The sequence below is a fragment of the Paenibacillus sp. 203 genome (assembly GCF_037027525.1).
GTDB classification, from domain to species: domain Bacteria; phylum Bacillota; class Bacilli; order Paenibacillales; family Paenibacillaceae; genus Paenibacillus; species Paenibacillus polymyxa_B.
In genome coordinates this window covers 571,306-592,929 of record NZ_JAXCHD010000001.1, presented here as the reverse complement: position 1 = coordinate 592,929, position 21,624 = coordinate 571,306, and the positions used below count along the sequence as shown (strand labels likewise).

The window sequence follows — 21,624 nt, the reverse complement described above, 5'->3', positions numbered from 1 at the left end:
AGTAATGGCCATTTGTATAGATTAGTTTCATACTGTGCAATATAATTTTCTTTTATCCATCCAAACAATCTGCTTCATATTCAGCAATTTGCCGCTCACACAGTTCCTTTATATCTCTGCCTTGCAAATAACCAGCAACCCATTGAATAGTAGCCTCCAATGCTCTATCCAACTGCCACCTTGGAGCCCAATTAAGCTCCTTCAACGCCTTGGAGCAGTCCAGCTTGAGCATATTTGCTTCATGCATATGATCCTGTCTTATTACCTGATACCCAGGATGCTCATAAGGCCATTTGCTGAGCATCTGTTCGACTATCCATTCAACTGACCTAGCATCGCCGTCTCGCGGTCCAAAATTCCAGGCTTGAGCAAAGTCATCGCCTTCTAAGTATAAGTTTTGGCAAAGCAGTAGATATCCCGATAAGGGCTCAAGCACATGTTGCCAAGGGCGGATAGCCTCAGGATTTCGTATTTGAATTTGCTTTCCACTCCTCAATGACTTAACCAAATCGGGAATTAGTCGATCTTCTGCCCAATCACCTCCACCGATCACATTTCCTGCTCGCGCCGTAGCCACTCTGATATCGGATGATTGAAAAAAGGATCGACGATATGCTGAGGTAACCAGCTCTGAACAAGCTTTGCTACTAGAATATGGATCATATCCACCCAGAGTATCAATCTCCCGGTATCCCCAATGCCATTCCTGATTCTCGTAACATTTGTCCGTTGTAACATTTAATATAACACGTACCGAAGGACAACTACGCGCAGCCTCCATCACATTAACAGTCCCCATTACGTTTGTAGCGTATGTTTCGACTGGACTCTCATATGATTTTCTAACCAGTGGTTGTGCTGCCATATGAATAATGACTTCCGGATTCGCCTTCTGCATGGATTGTTTTAGCTTTTCAAAGTCTGTCACATCACCATCTATAACAGACTCAACCAAAACCTCCCCTATATTTCCCAAATCAAACAAAGATGGAGTTGAGGGAATATCTACGGAAAACCCCGTAATATGAGCCCCCATACTATGAAGCCACAGGCTAAGCCAACTTCCTTTGAATCCTGTATGTCCAGTAAGAAATATACGTTTTCCCAACCAAAAGTTACGACTTACAATACCTGATTTCCCCATACATGCTTCTCAACTTTCATATAGATTATTTCCAGTATAGCTCATTTGATATATTTCATACGTACTCTTTAATAGGGACTTCAAGTAATTCACTTCATTTTCCTTTCCATCACCTAAAAACTGAGCTATGTTCTCAACCATCTGGTCACTCTCAGGATTACGTTGTGGAGTATAATTCACAATTGAAAAAAGCTCAAAACCATAGGTTCTTGCTTGGGCGCAAACCATGTCGCGAATGTAGATCTTACGATTATGAACTGAATTTGATGAATTCAACATTGCATACAATGTCTCTATACTAATAGTATTGTTAACCGTAAAAACCAACTTACCATTAGCAGCCATTGTGTTAGCAAGGCTAAAAAAGATAGTTTCCAGATTATCTGAATAACAATCCAGTGGCTTTTCAATGTATACTAAGTCAATATTTTTTTGCAGAACTTCTGGCAGTTGATTTAAACTATTCAGCGGAAACACCTGTTCCGCAATACTACTGACATCTACATCATATCTTCGTTCTGTTGTACAAACAGATAACTTTGGTTTGTTTCCATGTAATGACCAAATACGATTTTTTATTTGCAATAAAGTAGCTCCGCATTTTACGTCAATCCCAAGAATTGAATTTACGTTAGAAAGAAGACCTGTTTCTATATCCAGGTATGTCGAAATCATGCGCGCGTCCATCCAAGCGTCAAGTCCGTATTTTTCTATAAAAGTTTCCCGGCCTTCTTCGAGAGAATTGGTCTGATGGTCAGTTACCGTAGTCAGACTACCATAATGATGCGTTACTGTATCTCCACAATATATGAGTTTATAACCAGCACGTCTAATTCTAAAACTGATATCATCATCCAAAAACTCACCACGGAAAAAGCGAGTATCATAATATCCGATTCTACTTAGAAGTGCTGTTGGACAACACAAAACGTTAGGTAGTAATACCACCCGTTCTTCCCATTTAGAAGGATCGCTTACATTGTACTCTTTAGCTTTTTCTTGAAAATCTTCTTTGGATATAAACGGAATAGAAATTTGCTGCAAGTTAGAAATAGAGGTTGCTCCTGGAGAGGCAAATCCGATTTGATCATCTGATTCAATGCAAATCATTAAGTTTTTCAACCAATTTGGAGTAAAAATAAAGTCGTTACATACAGCAGCAGAGTATTTCCCCTCTGCTGCCATCAGGCCCATGTTGAATCCTTTAACAAGATGTATATTATATTTTAAATGGATAACTTTCGCACCTGGAATAGAATCAAAATACTCTTTAGTCCCATCTGTAGATCCGTTATCTACTAAAATCAATTCATAATCTACATTATTAGTATTCATTAAAATGCTCTCTACACAATCTCTCGTATAATCGAGATTATTGTATGCTAATAAAACGACACTGACTTTACAGAGTGAATTCACACCTTTTGTAGAAATATCATTATGATCCACGACTCCTATTTCCGGATAGAACCGTGGATAATCTTGTTTGGTAACCAAATTTTCTACAATATAGGCAACCTCAAACTCTAATATTCTATACAATGAACTAAAATGGAAGCGAAAATCATATAAAAATAGTTCCACATTACCACGGATTGCATTCTCTTTAAGCTCATTGATATAAAACATAATGTTAGCGTTAATTTCCTTCACACGGTTAGGAGTAGCTACTGTAGCGGTGGAACTATCCACCACACTCAGTAGATCTGACAGATCATCCAAAATTGCAAGATCCGAGGTATTTAATTCACCACTTTGAATACAATTTTCCAAATACCTGATTCCTTCATGTCCAACTTGCAAAGACTGAAGGAGTTGCGTAGCTGTATAATTATCCATCTTACTCTCCCTTTTGTAACGAAACTCCATCAGTATTCATATTGAAGTCTTTCCAATTTTCATCCTTCTTTGAAATAGTTAAATGATCTATCTTAGGCCACTTTAATCCAAATGCTTGATCATTCCAACGAACTCCCGACTCGTGGGAGGGAGTATGATTTTCACTCATTAAATAGTGAATTATTGTATTATCAGTCATTGTTTGATAACCATGTGCAAAACCTTTTGGTATATATAAAGATAAGCAATTCTTATCAGATAGTGTTAACCCGTACCACTTTCCAAACGTAGAGCTTTCACGATTGAGATCAATAATGACGTCATATATTGTGCCACTAAAGCAAGTAACAATTTTATCTTCACAATAAGGAGGCAATTGAAAATGCATACCTCTAAGAGTCCCTGCTTTCTGGTTAAATGTCACGTTAGATTGAGTCATTTCGAAGGAAATTCCATACTTCATCATTGTTTTTTTGCAAAAACTCCTAGCAAAGTAACCTCGTTCGTCTTTAATAGGTTCTAATTCAATTACCACTGCTTGGTTCAAAGGTGTAGAATGAATTAACATCTATATCCCCCTATAATCCTCAATAATCTATTTAACAAGGATTTGTTCAAAGCCACGATCTCTTCCAGAGAAGTTAAGCGGATAAGTTTCTCTCTCTTTTATTTGAAAAAGTTATTCCGCTTATTTTTTGAAAGTTTAAAATTATAATGGATTTTCAAAAAATCGTTTATATTATTCAATTAACACAAACTTAATATTAGCACATCATAATTGACTATTTCCTTCTGTCAACGCGTAAGAAGGGCTTCCAGCATTTCATTAACAAACTTCTCCATGTTACCCGTTGGTAAAATTTCAAGATCTTTATATAAACTTGTAAATTGAAATTGAATGACCTGATCTTCTCCTTCTGGTCGAATAATCTGCACTGGAAGATTGAAGTTTTCCAATGCAACCTTTTGAACCAAATACGCATAATGCAAGATGCTCATAGTTTCCTTACCATAAGCATGTATAACACGATTAATCGGTTTTTTTTCTAGCGTCCATAATACTCTTTTTAACACATCAGAAACCCCTACAAAATTACGAAGCTGATTACCTGAAGTTAAAAGCGTTATTCGTTGCTGCTCTACTGCTTCCTTACAAAATAGAAAAGGTACTAAATTCCACCTCTTGAACCGTTCTAGATTTACTGGGACTCCAAAAAGATTAGACGGACGGATTATCCATGCATTGATTTGTTTGTTACGATCAAACATTCCAGCAGTTTGTTCAGCTGTAACATGTGCAAGTCCATAGTCACTACTTGGCGTGACGCAGGAATCTTCTCTTAATAGTCCACTTTGTTTTCCGAAAACATGAAAACTGGAGAGATATATAAAATCACGAATGTTATTATTCTTACAAAAATCAATTGCTGCATGTATTCCAGCTGCACTTTCTGATAAGGCACGATAAGGTTCATGTCTGTAAAGGTCTTCATTTGGAGAAACAGTGTGTATCATCGCATCAATACCTGAGTATTTTAAGAGTGATACCTTCGATGGAACCGAAAAATCCATCATAATGTCCCCGTCTGAGTCTCGTGTAGCCGTGATAACTTTATAATTATTATTTTTCAGCAACTGTGCTATATGAAGCCCTATATAACCATTTGCACCGCTGATTAAGACTGTCTTCACTCTCAAAGATCATCTCCATCTGGTATGATTGGAACATTGAAAAATGACTGGACCCATGGTGTTTTAGCCCTTTTAATAGCATGCTGTCCTGTATCGATATGGCGATAATAGAGGGATCTGCTATCCAGATTCCTATTTCTAAGCAAGGCTTGGTTTCCAATTGTAACTAGATCGCCCACAGTACAATCTCCGATAATCGATGACTGAGGAGCCAAAATAACTCCTTTCCCCAGCTTAGGATAGATTCCATTAATAGCACCTACAGTACACCCTTGATAACACACAAAAAAATCACTGTAGGATGCTTTACCTAATACAACACCACCGTGTACAATAAGGAAAATATTGGGCATATTTGCATCATACATGCATACTACCCCATTTAAAGCCTTATTTAAACAAAATAGCTTGGACGCCAACTCAGAATCCTCAAATCTTTTCCATACTGAATTAGACAAAAACCATAAAAATAGCGTGTATTGATCTGAGTGCAGATGTGAGAAAAATGTATTACCTTGATGATGGTAAGCTTGTAAGGAAATATGCTGAAAACAATACTCAGTACGTTCAAGTGCATGATCAAACGAATTTTTAAATAATATATCTTTACCTAATAAATCATTATCAGGATAAAAATTATTTAACTGATGAAGAACATAATTTTGCAGATCATCCGTCGTTAAAGTTAGTTTAAACATGCTACTCCACTCCATAGAATTGTTTTATGAATCTGACCATACTTTCCAAGGAGCCTTCTGCTTCTCCCAAAGCTCATCAAGGATAATCTTTTCACGTATAGTGTCCATAGGCTGCCAGAAGCTATGGTGTCTAAAAACGTTCAATTCCCCATCGTGCGCTAAGTTTTGCAAAGGCTCCTGCTCTAAAATTGTTTTTTCCGTGTCTTGAATATAATTGAAAACTTGAGGCTGGCAAACCATGTACCCACCATTAATCCAGCCTCCATCTCCTTTTACTTTTTCAGTAAATCCTCTAACAGACTCACCTTCCAATTCAAGTCGACCAAATCTTCCATCTGGTTGCACTCCGGTAATGGTAGCCAATTTCCCACCTTCCCTATGGCAATTCACCAGTTCTTCAATATTAATGTCTGCCAAGCCATCGCCATATGTAAGCATAAATGGGTTATTCCCTATATAAGGTTCAATACGCTTTATACGGCTACCAGTCATTGTATTTAAGCCCGTCTCGACCAAAGTGACTTTCCATGGCTCAACTGAATTTTGGTGAACTTCGACAGCGTTGCCAGAGGTGAAGTCGTAGGTAATTGCTTCTGACATATGGCGATAATAATTTGCAAAATACTCTTTAATAATATAACCTTTGTAACCCAAACAGATAATGAACTCATTATAGCCATAATAAGAATAGGTCTTCATGATATGCCAAAGTATTGGGGCATCCCCTATTTCAATCATGGGTTTAGGCCTTAAATGGGATTCTTCGCTAATTCGCGTTCCCCTGCCCCCTGCTAAAATAACAACTTTCATCACCGCTCACATCCTTACTTAGATTTCACCCTGTGCAATCTCACCAACTAGGTACACCAAATTACTTTTTTTCACTTTCAAGGAAACATTCCAACCATATATTGAAACTCTCGATAACTCTCGATTCCAGCACAAAAAGAGCTCGCGGAAAATCATTATTATACGTAATTTGAAAATCTAATAAAGCACTCTTTAGCTCATTCGTTTTAATTTTCAAGTCTTTATTATAGAGCCTCTCACAAAGCGGGACCATTTCTTTCTCCAGCTGATTTGCTGCCTGTACCGTATCCAAGGTAAGAATTTGAAGCATATCTGATTTTCCCTCTGTAATGTTTTGGTATATAAATTGAATAGCTTCCTTCATAGTATCAACCAATTGTAAAATGTCTTCTTGATCGTAGTTATACGCCAAATCCATTTCTAATAGCATATCTTTGTCTTCTTGAGTTATTCTCTTATACCAAACGAGACTATAGTTGAATCTGCTATAAGATCTACCAAAAATATCATCCAGGGCTTTAATTACACCTGTATGATAACCTTCTATACCATCTAGATGTTTATTGTCACCATGCAAAAGATGAGGAGGAAGTTCATCTGCATAACACTCACAATCATGCCCCATTAATAGTCCGCCTACTTTAATCTTTCTGATTCCTTTGATTATATCCTGATAAACATAGTCATACGTATGGTTAGCATCCACGAAAATAATATCAAAATAATCGTCTTGCAGAATATCCATACCCACCGTTGAATCACACACAATAGGCTTTATATTCTCGTAAACACCGGCATATCTCATTACACTTTTAAAATGTTCAAATGCATTTTCAAAATTTGCAATATTATGGCTTGCTGTATCTGGACTGCCCTGCCATGTATCCATACAAAACAAGATATTACTATCCGAGAACGTTTTGAGGCTATTGGCGAAGAAATAACTTGAACAACCGAACCAGCTTCCCACCTCTAGAGCCCTGATCTCAGTATGTTTTCCAGCCATTAATTCGTTGTATATAAGGCTTGTAAGTGCCACGATATCAATCATGGTAGTTTCGCCGTAAGTGTACTTTTGGATAGTTGAATAGTTTTCCAACATATGAATGTATTCCTGTAGCAGCTTTGGAGAACTTATCGTTGTATGGTTATTATGAATCCCACCGAAATGTAAAACAGTTTCCGAAACATTATTTTGTGTATTTATTAACTTCACTTCATCATTTTGAAATGTTATTTCGATCACTGGAGTTCCCCCATTAATTTAGATGTAATAAAAGATCAAGCTTATCGCATATATTAGTCCAGTTAAAATTAGTTTCTGCGTAATTTTGAATTTCACAACATGTCTGTTCTAGTCTTACATTATCATTACAAACCTCAAGTAATATTTCAGACAATTTATAAGGGTCATCTATAGGAAAAAGAGTTCCATATGCGCTTTCTTTGGTAATATCAAAAGCCGGATCAAGTTCAGTAGAAACGATAAAGCACCCGCTTTTAGCAGCTTCCGTGAAAACTAACGGAAATCCCTCGTATCTCGAAGTCAAACAAAAAACTTTAGCCTGTCTATATTCATTTTCTATAGCCGTCCTATTTTCAATTGGGCCAACAAATTCAATCCTGTCTCTAAGCTCAGGATTTTTAGTGAAAAATTCATGAACATATTGTAGGAAATGTTCCTCAACATTTCCTACAAGTTTAAGCTTCCAGTCAGGGATTTCTGAAGCAACTAATTTAAACGCTTCTAACATAGTTTCATTAGCTTTTTGGTGAGTTCCAATTCTCCCGACTGTTAAAATAACATTTTCCTTTTCATTAAAACTCACGCTTGGGCTCGAATGGAAATTGTAAAATCCGTTAGGAACATACTCTATTTTTAGGGGCCACTTTTTGTTTAAATAATGGTATAGCTTCTTACTCTCAACACTGATCACATCACACTTTTTAAGCGTCTCCAATAGATTATCCGTTAAGTCAATACTATTCATCCAGTAGACATTGGCGTCTAGCTTTAAATATATTTTCCCTTTCGGATTAAGGGCTTTGTATTTCTCCATCCAACTCAGTGTAAATGGGTAAATTCCCATTAAGAATAATATATCAATCTCTTTCGCTCGTTTTTCGAGGTAATCATTACCATCTGTTAAGATGTCTCCTCCATTTTCAACAGGATCAATCTTCAAACCCTTAACTTCTGCCTCTATATAAGGGAAATCCTCAATACCATAACATGCTATTGCAGAATCATAATTATGATACTTATGAAGAATAAACGGTATCATTCCGAGATCTTTAGTCAGATGAACATTTAAACATTCTGGCCACAGAGCTACCAGACGAGGTTTAGTTCCTGTTGTAAAATTTTCCATACTAGACTCCTTATTTTGAGCATTATATTATCTTTTAAAATTCTGTTTAGACCATGCACATAATGGGAACTTACGATTTATTTGAGTTAGGACAGAATTCTTTGCAATTTGATCATCCACTTTTTCATATAGCTCGTAAGCTCTCTCATACGCCACGTAATCATCATTAATTTCAAGTAGTTTTGTATAAAAGAGCTGTGAATCTTGTATATAATTCGACCTAAGGCAAGCATCACCCAACATTTCAATAATCTTTACATTCCTTGGATATTGTTCAAACAGTTTAACTAATAGATCGATAGCTATCTCGTTGAAACCATAGGCAGCAAGATGCTCACAAACCTTAACTTTTACATCAACGCCACCTTGCCACAAATAATTCAATATTATTTCAAAGGTTTCAAATTCCTGTAATCGAATTAGATGTATCAATGCTCTCTCTAATATATTCTCGAGACGTGATGTTAACTTTACATCTTCAGAAACTTCATTTATCAAAATTTTGTATAAATTCTTTTGTTCCTTTTGACTTAGATTGAGCAGTGATTTGAACCTTCCAAATAGAGTTTCATCTTTGAGGATAATGGATAATAATAAAATGTCCTCCCCATTTTGCTCATCTACATCCGCCATTTTCAACCATAAGGCTTGCGCTCCATTATAATCCCTAGTGTATTGCCGCGCAGTAGCCATGACATTATCTTGAACATTCACCTTATACTCTGTCAGATATCTTTGCAAGAGGGGGTGTCTCAACTTATACATCACCTCTAATAGCTTCTCTAGCTGTCCACTGTTTGATATTGGATACAATTGTAGCGTAATTGAAAATACTTCTTCTAATGGAACATTTGCTTTCTCTATAATTTTAAAATATTTCCCCATAATCGGTACAAAATCTTTTTTCAGCTTGAAAGCTTCTAAAATATGCTCATAGCTCTTCATCAAATCATTTCGTGATTCATACCATTCTGCGAGTCTGAAATGTGCAATATAGCTGCCGTTGCCTTCAGTGACTGTGATACCTCGATCACCCACTTCAAGGCATTTATTCATTCTCGCTATTGCATCTTTATAGTAATTAATTTCCATATAAAACAGCGCCTGAAGGTGAATTAAATCTACTTCACTAGGATAAATTGTTGTAGCCTCTTGTAATATAATTAGAGCCTCTTCATATCTCTTCAACTCACCTAAACTCCTACATAATGTTGAAATCAACTCCGGAGCAATTGTAAGTTCTTTGCTTAAAGGGTATGCTCTCTGTAAGTACTTGATTGCTTTTTCATGTTCCCCCACCCATGTGTACGTCCTTCCCATATTAAAAAGGTTATAGACAGTGGGATTCTCTTCCACCTCTTTTAACATGAGGGGTAAATTTCTGTTTGCCTTCTCTCTGCTCTTCATCATTTCATCTGTGTAACCAGTATGGAAAATAGTCAGCTCAGTATATGCTTCCTTTAATTTATCTTCTTGTTCCATCGTATTTAAGTGCTCATGAAGACGATTACGATAATGCAAGCCCTTATTGTTAGCAAAAATGCGAATGGCTAAATGGGTTATCCCTCTATCAGATGACATAACATTATATATTTTTGTGAAGTAGTAATCCGCTCCTGATGCGATTTCCTTTTGTAAATTAGCGGATTCCTCAAGATATTCATCCCCGTCAAGTATGAGAATATAATCTGTAGTTGCATATTTAATGGACTCATTTCTGGCAGCTGCAAAATCATTGATCCAATCCATATGATATACATCATTAGTGTATTCTTTAGCGATATTAACGGTTTCATCTGTTGAGCCTGTATCGACAATTACAATCTGATTTACTTTATCTTTTACGCTATCAAGACATCTTCTAAGATACTCTTGCTCGTTTTTTACAATCATACATAACGCTATAGTTTTCATCATGTATCCTCTCATTTCGCATTTACGAATTAATTTAATATATATATCGGTTACTTGATAATCATTAGTTAGACTATATCTGAATGAAGATAATCCCTTATATGTTAAATAGGAGCTGACCAACTTCAGCTCCTACTAATCATTTCGTACATAAAGTTTTCCATGATACGACTTTCCGATGCTCGTCATTCATCAGCATGCAGATTACAATAGTTATCGTATATTACAACAAGATAATATTGAGAGAATGCGGTCAAGCGACAATAAAAATTTAGTATAGAAACAAAACATAAAAGATAGTATGCAGATGATGCCGTCGAAAAAAAACAGTGCGAACCGAACGTATTAATAAAGCTTTTTTTGTGGGGGAAATAGTCGGAGAACTGGAGCTCTTATGACAAATTCTCAATCGCGGTAGAAACATCCACGCTTAGTAGAATTGAATTACCCAAGTATTGCCGAACAACTTAAGTTCCCGATCAATTGTATCTAGGTAGGAATGTTGATCTGAAGCAGATAGAGTGATCTTTTTGTTTAAGCGTAATCTCGCTCATGCGTGCCCTGTGAACGAACACTCATGGCGTTCAACAGTGTCGGGTTCATCGTGGGACTCCTGTAGTCGACAGAGGTTAAATAAGCGAGAGTTCCATGTATCCGGTGTTTGTTGTACCAATTCACGTAATCGTAAAGTTCCATTTCTAGGGATAAAGGCTTTGGAAGTCTTCAAGGGTTTCGTTGATCCATTTATTCTTAAACTCACTTCCTCGATCCGTGTGGAATCATTGAGTTTGACGTAAATCTCCTTGTACTGAGGCGAAGGCTCGGCCTACTAAAGCCGCATCCTTATAGGGACCTGCACTATACCTAATCATTTCTCGATTAAAAAGGTCGACAAATACACAGATGTAATGCCATCAGTTCTATACCTTAACATACGTCAGATCGCTTACCACTGCCCGTTTGGTTTCGGATTGTTCGAACTTCCGATTTGTTTATTAGCTATTTCTGATTCGTTACAAGTCGCTTTGTGAGGCTTATACTGAGACACGGTTTAGGTAGAAACAAGCCTATGTTTTTTCATAATCCGACCAATGCGGTTGCCTGGATACCTCAAGGTCGTTCCAGAAGCTTGGCCTTGATCTTTCTTGTACCGTAGGCTTTTCAGTTCTTTTGAAAGATATTCACAATCTCTTTGGTCATTTCATCTTCGTTTGCTTGATTTTTGGCTTTGTAGTAGTACGTACTTCTTGACATTTGTAGGACTTTGCACATTGTTGATACCGAATATTTGTCACGATTTTGCTGAATGACCTTTACTTTCGTCCCATGATTCAGCGCTGCTTGCTTTAAAATGTCTACTTCCATTTTAAGACGCCCATTTTCTTTGCGTAAGGCAATAAGCTCATTCTCTCCAGCAAAACGGTTGCCCTTCTCTGAGAACGAACCTGTCGTTTGAGCCTGTTTAATCCAGCGGTCTAATGCAGATACACTGAGTTCGAATTCATTCTCGATTATCCATTCTCGTATAGCTGAGCCATCTGTCTCTTGAAATCCGCTGTAAAAGTACGTCGTTGTTTTGGCATAGTAGACCCGCTTCCGATTATGATATTTTCATTCTACTAGCCCTTAATTTTTCTGGCTCTTCGCTATACTGCGTGGTTAAAGATGCTTTTAATTGGTTGGTAGAGCGATTTGACTTGGAGCCTCTGCGGGCATGAGTACTCGCGAAAGCCGCGAAGCATAGGGACTTCGCGATGCTAACCAGCTTATCATGCCCACCTCTCCATATAAAGTCGCAGTCTATTTTACCCCCATGTCGAGTAGCGAAGAGGCATTTTTCTGTCCAATTAAGTGTAGCCAATCCAGTCGTCCCTTTAGCTGTAAAGTATTAGATACAACCCGCTCATCCGATATATATTATCAAAAAGCTTTTAGAAGACACCATAAGTAGGAATGTTTACTAATCAGCAAGTCCAAATTGAGTTGTGGAAGCAGATCATTTCCCTTATTTTTGCCGTAATTCACTTGTTTGAAGCTTCTTCGATTAGGAGTTGGATTCATAAACGCAGGCAACACCTCATTACAATTACACTATGTAACGAGGTGTATGCACTAGATAAACTTAACTTCTTGATATCATAAGAAATTTGATGTACTATCAAATAATTTCACAGGAATTCAGGGAACGAGGGTACAAGCCAACGGAGAGGCGCCCATCCAATTTCAATCGTCGTTCGGTCTAATACGAGAACTCTCGCCGATTCGTATTCAGTATCCGCCTGCAAGAATAACTATCTTTCATATATATTATTTTCTATTTAATACAAAGGATCTAATCTTACTCACTACATATTTAATTTTTTCCTCGGTTAATCCCGGGTATACTCCGACCAAAAAAGTATCACGCATGATTTTATCAGTGTTTTTAAGGTCACCGCTAATTCGATAATTAACATTGCTGAATGCAGGTTGACGAGTTAGATTCCCAGCAAATAGCATGCGCGTTTGGATGCGATTTGCTTCCAAATAAGAAACAATCTCATTTTTCGTAAACTTTACGCCGTCCTGCACAGTCAGAATGAAACCGAACCAACTTGGATCAGAGTTTTCAGTTGCTCTTGGAAGAATGAAGTAGTCTTCCAAATCCTTCAAACCTTCATATAGCCGCTTAAAGTTATCTTTACGTACTTGAGTAAAAGTGGGAACCTTTTTAAGTTGCTCCACTCCGATAGCTGCTTGCATCTCAGTAACACGCAGATTATAACCAATATGAGAGTAGGTGTATTTATGGTCGTATCCATATGGTAACGAGCCTAATTCCCAACCAAAACGCTTATTGCAAGTATTATCACAACCTGATGGGCACCAGCAATCCCTTCCCCAGTCTCTGAATGACTCAATAATTGACTTTAGCAGAGCATTATTAGTATAGACTGCTCCACCTTCACCCATAGTCATATGATGGGGAGGGTAAAAGCTTGATGTACCGATATGTCCGTGTGTACCTGTGAGTTTCCCATTAAATGTAGAGCCTAGAGCATCACAGTTATCTTCAATCACCCACAAATTATATTTTTCAGCGATCTCCATGACTCTGTCTAATTCAAATGGATTTCCCATTGTGTGTGCAATCATAATAGCTTTTGTCTTCGACGTGATAGCTTCTTCAATACGATCGACAATGATGTTATATGTACCTAATTCAACATCAATAAAAACAGGGACAGCACCGTTCTGAACGATTGGAGTAACAGTCGTTGGGAACCCTGCAGCTACCGTAATTACTTCATCTCCCGGTTTGATCTGACGATCTTTCAGTTTTGGAGACGTCAACGTAGAAAACGCTAAGAGGTTAGCCGAAGATCCGGAGTTAGTAAGGAGCGCATATCTTACACCTAGAAACTCTGCATATTCTTTTTCAAATTGTTTATTATAACGGCCGGCGGTTAGCCAAAAGTCCAAGGAAGAGTCCACCAAACTCCTCATTTCCTTTTCGTCATATACACGCCCACCATATGATACCGTAGAAGATTCCAAATTAAATTCTTTATTTTTATCAAGATGGAATAATTCATAATACTCTTCTACTTTAGAAAGAATATCCAAGCGTAAAACTTTCTCAAGCAAAACAGGTGATATAGCGGTAATAAGTTCCAGTTCATCCGTCTTGATAATAGTCCTCAAACGTATATCAAGATACAAGGACTCAGTGCCAACTGGGATTTCAAGATGGTATTTATCAGAATGATTTTCCGGATATACGTCTGAGAGGATATATACGCCAACCTCATTATCTCTAACCTCATTTATTAACGCCTTCAGACCGTCACACTTAATGTCAATTATGCTTCCGATATTCAAATTTTCACACCCCTTATAATTCATTCATATTTGAAAAATCCAATCATTGTTTCCCAAAATGTTAATTAAAGTTATAAAAATAATGAGATTCATTGTGCTAATAAACTCCGATTCCTACAACGCTACCCATAAACTCCAAAGCCCTGGTCGTAACCACCTCTCCGCTCGCCTCGTGGTATCCTTACCATATCGAACGAGCCTATGGTAAGTCGAGTGTTTCAATGATTATCAGGCTCTTAAAAATTCGGTTCAAGGATACAATTGTATAATTAATGAGGGCTTGCCTCCACGGCTGAACGTTTGGATCTTCATCCTCAAATATTAACTTCCATAATGTAGGATGATTAGTCTTCACAACAAAACAAGAAGGCACAAAGATATTTCATTCCAACATGGTACCGAATTAAGCTAAAATTCGCAACTACCTTCTTAAGCGCTGCCTATCCCCCTAATTCTCCTAGTCGATTCCTCGATATGTCATATCATATATGAGGTCGCAAGGCCGCAAGCTCGCTGATCTCTTCTACGCATGGAATTGCCATCACACACTTCCCACTTGTTCTCCACTCGGTTAACAGGACAACCTAAAAGGAGCAACCTTACTTGTGTACAACATACTCCGATTCTTTTACTTACGTTCATCTTTATCAGTAGATTTTTTTTGGTTTAATTAATAAATTCATCCTATCGAACACTAACCTTGTATGAAGTTCGTATTCTTCAGGTCGGAGATCTCCTGTTGTCTTCCTTCTAATCTCACCTCACGATGGATATGTCTTCTTAAAGCTAATGACTACTGCCGCCTTCGCCATTCGAGACTTTAAGCCTATAGATAGATCCATACTGGGCGCACAAAAAAACTGCTGAGAATAATCTCAGCAGTTCCATTAAAAAACGATTAACGAAGCAATTGAAGAACAGCTTGTGGTTGTTGATTTGCTTGTGCCAACATCGCTTGGGAAGCTTGAGCAAGAATATTGTTTTTCGTTTGGTTCATCATTTCTTTAGCCATGTCTACGTCACGAACACGCGATTCAGCAGCAGACAGGTTTTCGGAAGTAGTTCCCAGGTTGTTGATTGTGTGCTCCAAACGGTTTTGGTTTGCACCCAGTTTCGCACGCTCAGCGGATACTTTTGTAATAGCCGCATCCAGAACTGAAATTGCAGCATTAGCACCTGATTGAGTTCCAATTGCAACTGTACTAATACCCAGTGATCCAGCACCCATATTTCCAATAGACAATTTAATATTTTGGTCGATATTAGCACCAATGTGGAATACCGCTCCGCTGATACCAGCACCGTCCAGCAGTTTCTTAGTATTGAACTCAGTATCTGTAGAGATACGATCTACTTCTGTTCTCAATTCGGCTACTTCTTTTTGAAGCTCAGCACGGTCAGCATCTGTGTTCGTATCATTCGCAGATTGTACAGCCAGTTCACGAACACGTTGCAGAATGCTGTGTGTTTCGTTCAGTGCGCCTTCAGCTGTTTGGATCAAAGAAATGCCATCTTGAGCATTTTTGGAAGCCATATCCAAACCGCGGATTTGACCACGCATTTTTTCAGAAATTGCCAAACCAGCAGCATCGTCACCGGCACGGTTAATACGAAGACCGGAAGACAGCTTTTCGATTGCTTTGTTTGTGTTAGTAGTGTTCGCGTTCAATTGACGGTGAGTGTTCATTGCAGCGATATTGTGATTGATAATCATTTTAAATTTCCTCCCTGAAGGTAAATGTCCCACATCCATGTGGTTTATTGTTGTTACAGCTATCCGTTGAAGTCGGCCGCCCCTCCGCAATAGCTTGTACTATATATATCGACATTCTCGTCGATCTTTTAATAGCATTTTAGGTTTTTTTTTATTTTTCGTTATTTTTATTTATCATCTTGCGCAAAGCATCCAAATTCGACTGCGTATGGGCAGCAGATTCACGATTGGACTCTTGAATGGATAAATAGATTTCTTTGCGAAAGATGTCCATCTGTTTGGGAGCTGAAATTCCTATACGCACTGTATCTCCCTCTACTCCGAGCACCGTCACCTCAATGTGATCCTGAATGATAATAGACTCGCCTTTCTTACGCGAAAGTACCAGCATGATTATTCACCTTCCTTTGAACGGATGGTTTCGTCTTCCTTAGTAGGCTGCAGTGAATGCTTGGTCGAATACGGAGACTGGTGCAAAACAACCTGCTTGGCTTGCCTATTATCAGGATTGAATACCAAAGGTGCCAATAGATTAATCGTCGAGTTCTCTACCTGCTCATGTAATGTTAATATGCTGCGTACGACTAAATTAGATTCAATCTCCAGTTCTTCAGTTTCACTATCAGGTAATTCGAACTCATAGTTAGGATAAAAAATAAAAGGGTCTACTAAGACAAAAGATAGTTCTTTCTGCTGAAGGGACTGGAGATAGTAAAAGGGTGCCTCATCATGATCAAGCAACACAAACTCAGTCGTCTCCTCAAATCCCGGAATTCCTTTTTCAAATCGATATACTTCTTTTTCATTAACTTCAATGTCACCCCAAATAGATGTGGATATAATCACTAATATTCCTCCAATATTTAATCAGATATATACATTTTATTATAAAAAAAAGGCTATAGTCGGCTTGAATAACCTCTATAACCTTAACTTATTTTACATCGCGACATCAATTTCAGGTGGAATATAGGCCACTGATGGATACTGCTGCATATAAATCTCCAGTTTCCCTCGGGTATACTCAATCTCTGGACGATTAACGGTAACATGCATTTCCGATACAGCAGGTGTATATGTAATATCAGGTGCACGCGTTTCAACACGAATATCGACATTATCCATAGATGCTGGACCCCTAAATTCAGGAAGCACATGCGTTTCTGTATCCTCTCCATAAACAATGGCTACAGTATTCCCAGGAATGTGAATATCCGCCATTCGGTTGCCTTGCTCCACTTTATGCGCAAGAGCTTGTAAAAAAATCTGTGGCACCCCTGAATAAATTCGATTATTCATCTCAAGGTAATTCCCACCGTTATAGGCAGAGAAGGCTGCACTTTGATCTATGGTCAGCTGAGGCTTATACTGGTGAATTTCCAGTTGAGCACGTCGTGTCGTTAATTCCATATCTGCCGAGGGCTGTCGAATCGAATACTGCCCTGGATCTGCATCAATGTGCAGGATAGCCGGAGTTTGCCGGATCTGAAGCATCGGAATGATGGACATCTTTCCCCCTCCTTAGACTATCTTAAGAAATCAACTAATGATGCGGATATTATTTTAGCTCCAGCTGACAAAGAAGCATTGTAAATATTCTCTTGGATCTTGGAATTCATTAAAAGCTCAGCGTAATCCGCATCTTCCGTTTTAGACTGCAAGTCCGTTAAGTTTACTTCCAGATCGCTTAAACGGTTTTGCATTAGCTCAACGCGGTTGGATTTAGCCCCCATTTCCGACCGGACCTTCAGCATTTTGTCCATACGCGTATCAATATTGGCCAGTTGATCCCCACTTGCTTTAATATCACCACTTGCCAAAGCCGCAGATAGCTGATTAAAAATAGTAAATAAATTATCGGTATCCGCGCTTGTTCCTACGACTTCATTGCCAGTAACATTAATAGGCAAAGCTACATTTTCACCTACTATAAAATTAACATTACCTGTATCCGTAGCAATTAATGCTGCTCCAGACGTATCATGCGTATTATCAGCATTCAAAGGGAAGTCATAAGGCTTCTTGTCGTAGGTCTGACCATTGAATATATATTTTCCGTTCAATTGGCTGTTCACAACATCAATCATTTGTTCCTTAAGCTGACCAATTTCTTTGTTGATACTGTCCAGCGCAGATTGTGGATTAGTTCCCGTAGAGGCCTGTACTGTAAGTTCACGTACTCTTTGCATAATTTGTCCTGCCTGATCCATGACCGTATCATTAAAATCAAGCCAAGACACTGCGCTGTCCACATTCCGTTGGTATTGTTCATTTGAAGACAATTCAGAGCGGTACCTTAAGGAATACGTAATCCCTACAGGATCATCAGAGGGCTTGTTCAGCTTACGTCCGGTAGCCATCTGGTTCTGCGTATTATTCATACGCTCAGAATTTCGATTCAAATTCAGCAAAAGCTGTGAGCTTAGCATATTGTTAGTAACTCGCATAATTATATCCCTCCGTAATTAAATACCCTTGTATACAGACTAAGATATTTAATCCCCATTCTTATCTTCCAACTACACCTGTGGAATTAATTAATTTATCCAATAACTGATCGAATGTGGTCATAAACCGAGCAGCGGCGCTGTAGGCATGCTGAAACTTGATCATATTGGACATTTCTTCATCCAGTGAAACACCACTCACAGACTGGCGCATAGTCTCCACCTGAGATACGAGGGCTGTCGAGTTTTGTGTCTGTCTTGTTGCTTCTTGAGCCTCTATACCCAACTGACCAACCATAGAACTGAAAAAGCTATCAATAGTAGCCGTGTTCCCTGTAGAAACAGAAGTGAAATTGTTTAATTTCAAATTGGACATGAGGGATGCCAATGTATTATTGCCTTTAACCAATTCCTCAGTAGGAGCAGTGCCTGTTACACGAAGGGATGCTGCAATGGCGTTAGGATTATCTGCTATAGCAGTATTTAACGTGATGTTGCCTGCCGTTATCGTCCCGCCATTATTTGATGCTACAAAAAAAGGTTTACCTGCGACCATATTACCGTTAGCATCTTTATCCTCTTGGGTATAACCCAGTTGATGCAAACCATTAAGACCTTTAACTGTAACTGTTAAATCCGATTGAAGTGTTCGGCTGGTCCCAGTATAAGTCACTCCATTCAGTACAGTGCCTTCTGGCAATACTGAGCCTTTAGGTAGCGTTACAGAAATATCACCGTTTGCCAATGTGTTGGCGAGGTTATCCATTTGTGCAGTATAATCTGCTACGAATTGATCTCTAGAGATGATCATTCCATGTACTTCTCCACCTTGTAAATCATTGGAGGCAAAAGCAGCTTGTAAAAAAGCGCCGTTAATTCCAGTAGTCGGTGCAAACCCAGTTACTAATGCTTGACCACCCATATTAACGTTGTAGCCTTGATCAGTATCAGTTACCGTTACGTTAACGATTTTCGAAATTTTATCGACGATCAAATCACGCTGGTCACGAAGATCATTAGCGTTATCTCCCAAGCCTTCAATTTTAGTAATTGATTGGTTCAGGTCCGCTATGGAATTCACATAACTTTGTAGCTCGCTAGACTTAGCCTCCACATTTGAGGTTAAATCCGCAGATAGATTGCTTAACTGTTTACTCATATGATTCATTGCATCAGTCAAAGCAAGTGCGTTTTCCTTTACAATAGTTCGTGCAGTTACACTTTCTGGGTCTTTGCTTAAATCAGACCAAGATTTATAAAAGTTATCCAAAACCTTCCGAATCCCTGTATCGGACGGCTCATTCATAATCTGTTGTAGCTTATCAAGTGTGTTACTCCGAATCGTCCAACTGCCCAGCTCAGTATTTTCTCCACGATACTGACTGTCCAAGAACTTCTCACGAATGCGTTCAATAGCATCAAATTCAACACCTGTTCCCAACTGACCAGGTACATTAGAACGATTAATACCATAAGCCTCCATGGGTATAGAAGCTCTCATCTTAACTGTTTGCCGTGTATAGCCTTCTGTGTTGGCATTAGCTATGTTATGTCCTGTTGTATTTAAAGCTGCCGTTTGTGTATAAAGGCTTCTTTTGGCTGTTTCTATGGAATGAAATGTGGATGGCACTCTATTTTCCTCCTCGGCTCAAGCCTTAGTGTCGAACAATCCAGGTCGTGCGAGTTGATTACTTTTCTGATCTGGATGCATATACGTCATCTCCTGATTAGGACGACCTACAAGTAGATCTAACGAGTAGTCAATAAACACCAACGATTGCTCGATGAGCTTTTGATTGATTGCATTAATTTCCTTTAATTCTGAAAGGGTGTGGGATAAGCGGCTCTGGACACTGAGGAGTTTGTTCTTATCTTCAGGATCAAATACAAGCCGTGCCAGCTCAGTTATAGTCAAATTAAGCTGAGACTTAATACCACGTTCACGAAGAAGCTCATACGAAACCTCCATACGAGCTTCCTCCAGCTGTTCCACCTGTTTAAGGAGCCTGGATTCCTGGTTCAAATGCTGAACCAGGCTATCCATATCATTTTCCATAACAATCTTTTTTTTACTTTTTGCTAGTTCTAGCAAGATAAGATGCTTTTGGTCTAGCTGCTCCAGCACATCAATCAATCGCTCTAAAGGCATACTCCTTCACCTAGCTTTCAGAAGACTGCTTGAAGTAAGGTAACAGTTTCTCTGCAATTTTATCGGCATCCACACGATAGGTTCCAGAAGCTACTTGCTGCTTAAGCTCCTGAATTTTCTTAACACGGTCTGCATCACTGCTGCGGTTCAGCATTTCCATTGCTTCCGGAGAAATCGAAACCTCATCCTTGCGGCGGGACTTCTTAAGCTCCTCTTGACGTCCTGTTTCAATATTTCGCTGATATGGATTAATAGCTCCGATGCGGTTGGTCTCGTTAATTTTCATAACTTCCACCTTCCTTAGTTATTTGATATGGTCAGAATGTATCAGACGACATAGCGTCGAACATGGTTCGTATTATGCCTGACTTCTTTATTTTGTGCATGTTGCTAAAAATAAAAAAACCGATAAGCTCTATAAAGATTATCGGCGGTATTTGAAACTTTTTGAATAGCTGAATGCGTTTTTAATTCCCCTGTACTACTTTCCACGAAGTTTATCAATCGCGCTGTAGGTACCTGAGCCCATATTATTACTTTGATCCTGATTACTACTTTCGCGTACAGCCTGATGCAGGTCTTTAGTCAGACGTGTTCGACAAGAATCGCACATATGCCCTTCACGAATCGGTATCCCGCATACCTCGCAAGGATACGTCATATTAGGCGCATTAGCAATGGAAATACGTCCCTCACGTATAAATGTCGTGATTTGCTTTACAGATACCTCAGTAGCCTCTGAAAGCTCATGCATATGAATGCCCTTATTTTCACGTATATGTTTGACACAGCGTTCGTATTCAATTTCAATTTCTTTAATACAGTTTTGACAGATTCCCCTGACGTTCTTAATAAACAGCTTTCCACAGCGAGGACAGTTATCCAAATTCATCCTCTGTAGCGCCCCTTTCCAATTTCCGATCTTTAATTACTTTTATCCTTACATTAACTTATAATGAAGAGCCTCGTCTAGCAAATATTTCA

19 protein-coding genes and 1 pseudogene are annotated in these 21,624 nt (G+C 38.6%); all 20 read right to left on the bottom strand.

What is annotated here, in order from left to right; all coding sequences use genetic code 11:
* Positions 1 to 52 precede the first annotated feature (52 nt).
* Positions 53 to 1,144, bottom strand: a complete 1,092-nt coding sequence (gene rfbG, locus WA407_RS02745) for a CDP-glucose 4,6-dehydratase (RefSeq protein WP_336076717.1) — start codon at positions 1,142 to 1,144, stop codon at positions 53 to 55.
* 9 nt (positions 1,145 to 1,153) lie between these two features.
* The gene (locus tag WA407_RS02740; RefSeq protein ID WP_336076716.1) at positions 1,154 to 2,983 is read right to left on the bottom strand and encodes a glycosyltransferase family 2 protein; all 1,830 of its coding nucleotides are present in this window, start codon (positions 2,981 to 2,983) and stop codon (positions 1,154 to 1,156) included.
* 1 nt (position 2,984) lies between these two features.
* The gene (gene rfbC, locus WA407_RS02735) at positions 2,985 to 3,551 is read right to left on the bottom strand and encodes a dTDP-4-dehydrorhamnose 3,5-epimerase (RefSeq protein WP_336076715.1); all 567 of its coding nucleotides are present in this window, start codon (positions 3,549 to 3,551) and stop codon (positions 2,985 to 2,987) included.
* A gap of 227 nt (positions 3,552 to 3,778) precedes the next feature.
* The gene (locus tag WA407_RS02730) at positions 3,779 to 4,675 is read right to left on the bottom strand and encodes an NAD-dependent epimerase/dehydratase family protein (RefSeq protein ID WP_336076767.1); all 897 of its coding nucleotides are present in this window, start codon (positions 4,673 to 4,675) and stop codon (positions 3,779 to 3,781) included.
* A gap of 2 nt (positions 4,676 to 4,677) precedes the next feature.
* Entirely contained in the window at positions 4,678 to 5,373 is a 696-nt protein-coding gene (locus WA407_RS02725; protein WP_264216843.1) for a hypothetical protein, read from the bottom strand.
* 24 nt (positions 5,374 to 5,397) lie between these two features.
* Entirely contained in the window at positions 5,398 to 6,183 is a 786-nt protein-coding gene (rfbF, locus tag WA407_RS02720; protein WP_336076714.1) for a glucose-1-phosphate cytidylyltransferase, read from the bottom strand.
* Positions 6,184 to 6,244: 61 nt separating this feature from the next.
* Complete coding sequence (locus WA407_RS02715) at positions 6,245 to 7,429, bottom strand: class I SAM-dependent methyltransferase (protein ID WP_336076713.1); 1,185 nt, start codon at positions 7,427 to 7,429, stop codon at positions 6,245 to 6,247.
* 13 nt (positions 7,430 to 7,442) lie between these two features.
* Positions 7,443 to 8,555 carry a glycosyltransferase gene (locus tag WA407_RS02710; protein WP_336076712.1) on the bottom strand — a complete coding sequence of 371 codons (1,113 nt, stop codon included), beginning with the start codon at positions 8,553 to 8,555 and terminating at the stop codon, positions 7,443 to 7,445.
* A gap of 27 nt (positions 8,556 to 8,582) precedes the next feature.
* A complete protein-coding gene (locus WA407_RS02705) occupies positions 8,583 to 10,448 on the bottom strand; it encodes a glycosyltransferase (protein ID WP_336076711.1) in 1,866 nt (621 codons plus the stop codon).
* Between the two features lie 555 nt (positions 10,449 to 11,003).
* A pseudogene (locus WA407_RS02700) lies at positions 11,004 to 12,052 on the bottom strand (IS3 family transposase).
* Between the two features lie 724 nt (positions 12,053 to 12,776).
* Complete coding sequence (gene rfbH / locus WA407_RS02695; protein WP_336076710.1) at positions 12,777 to 14,330, bottom strand: lipopolysaccharide biosynthesis protein RfbH; 1,554 nt, start codon at positions 14,328 to 14,330, stop codon at positions 12,777 to 12,779.
* Between the two features lie 898 nt (positions 14,331 to 15,228).
* Positions 15,229 to 16,044: a flagellin N-terminal helical domain-containing protein gene (locus tag WA407_RS02690; RefSeq protein WP_336076709.1), complete on the bottom strand. Its 816-nt coding sequence runs from the start codon at positions 16,042 to 16,044 to the stop codon at positions 15,229 to 15,231.
* A gap of 151 nt (positions 16,045 to 16,195) precedes the next feature.
* On the bottom strand, positions 16,196 to 16,435 hold the full coding sequence (gene csrA / locus WA407_RS02685; protein WP_029514583.1) for a carbon storage regulator CsrA: 240 nt from the start codon (positions 16,433 to 16,435) through the stop codon (positions 16,196 to 16,198).
* Positions 16,436 to 16,437: 2 nt separating this feature from the next.
* The gene (gene fliW, locus WA407_RS02680; RefSeq protein ID WP_235306494.1) at positions 16,438 to 16,890 is read right to left on the bottom strand and encodes a flagellar assembly protein FliW; all 453 of its coding nucleotides are present in this window, start codon (positions 16,888 to 16,890) and stop codon (positions 16,438 to 16,440) included.
* 93 nt (positions 16,891 to 16,983) lie between these two features.
* A complete protein-coding gene (locus WA407_RS02675) occupies positions 16,984 to 17,553 on the bottom strand; it encodes a DUF6470 family protein (protein WP_336076708.1) in 570 nt (189 codons plus the stop codon).
* A 17-nt stretch (positions 17,554 to 17,570) separates the two neighbouring features.
* A complete protein-coding gene (gene flgL, locus WA407_RS02670; protein WP_250266804.1) occupies positions 17,571 to 18,491 on the bottom strand; it encodes a flagellar hook-associated protein FlgL in 921 nt (306 codons plus the stop codon).
* 61 nt (positions 18,492 to 18,552) lie between these two features.
* A complete protein-coding gene (gene flgK, locus WA407_RS02665) occupies positions 18,553 to 20,121 on the bottom strand; it encodes a flagellar hook-associated protein FlgK (RefSeq protein ID WP_336076707.1) in 1,569 nt (522 codons plus the stop codon).
* Between the two features lie 18 nt (positions 20,122 to 20,139).
* Positions 20,140 to 20,640, bottom strand: coding sequence for a flagellar protein FlgN (locus WA407_RS02660; protein WP_235306498.1), 501 nt, complete (start codon positions 20,638 to 20,640; stop codon positions 20,140 to 20,142).
* A 10-nt stretch (positions 20,641 to 20,650) separates the two neighbouring features.
* The gene (gene flgM / locus WA407_RS02655; protein ID WP_039271505.1) at positions 20,651 to 20,926 is read right to left on the bottom strand and encodes a flagellar biosynthesis anti-sigma factor FlgM; all 276 of its coding nucleotides are present in this window, start codon (positions 20,924 to 20,926) and stop codon (positions 20,651 to 20,653) included.
* A gap of 195 nt (positions 20,927 to 21,121) precedes the next feature.
* On the bottom strand, positions 21,122 to 21,532 hold the full coding sequence (locus WA407_RS02650; protein ID WP_044648603.1) for a TIGR03826 family flagellar region protein: 411 nt from the start codon (positions 21,530 to 21,532) through the stop codon (positions 21,122 to 21,124).
* Positions 21,533 to 21,624 lie beyond the last annotated feature (92 nt).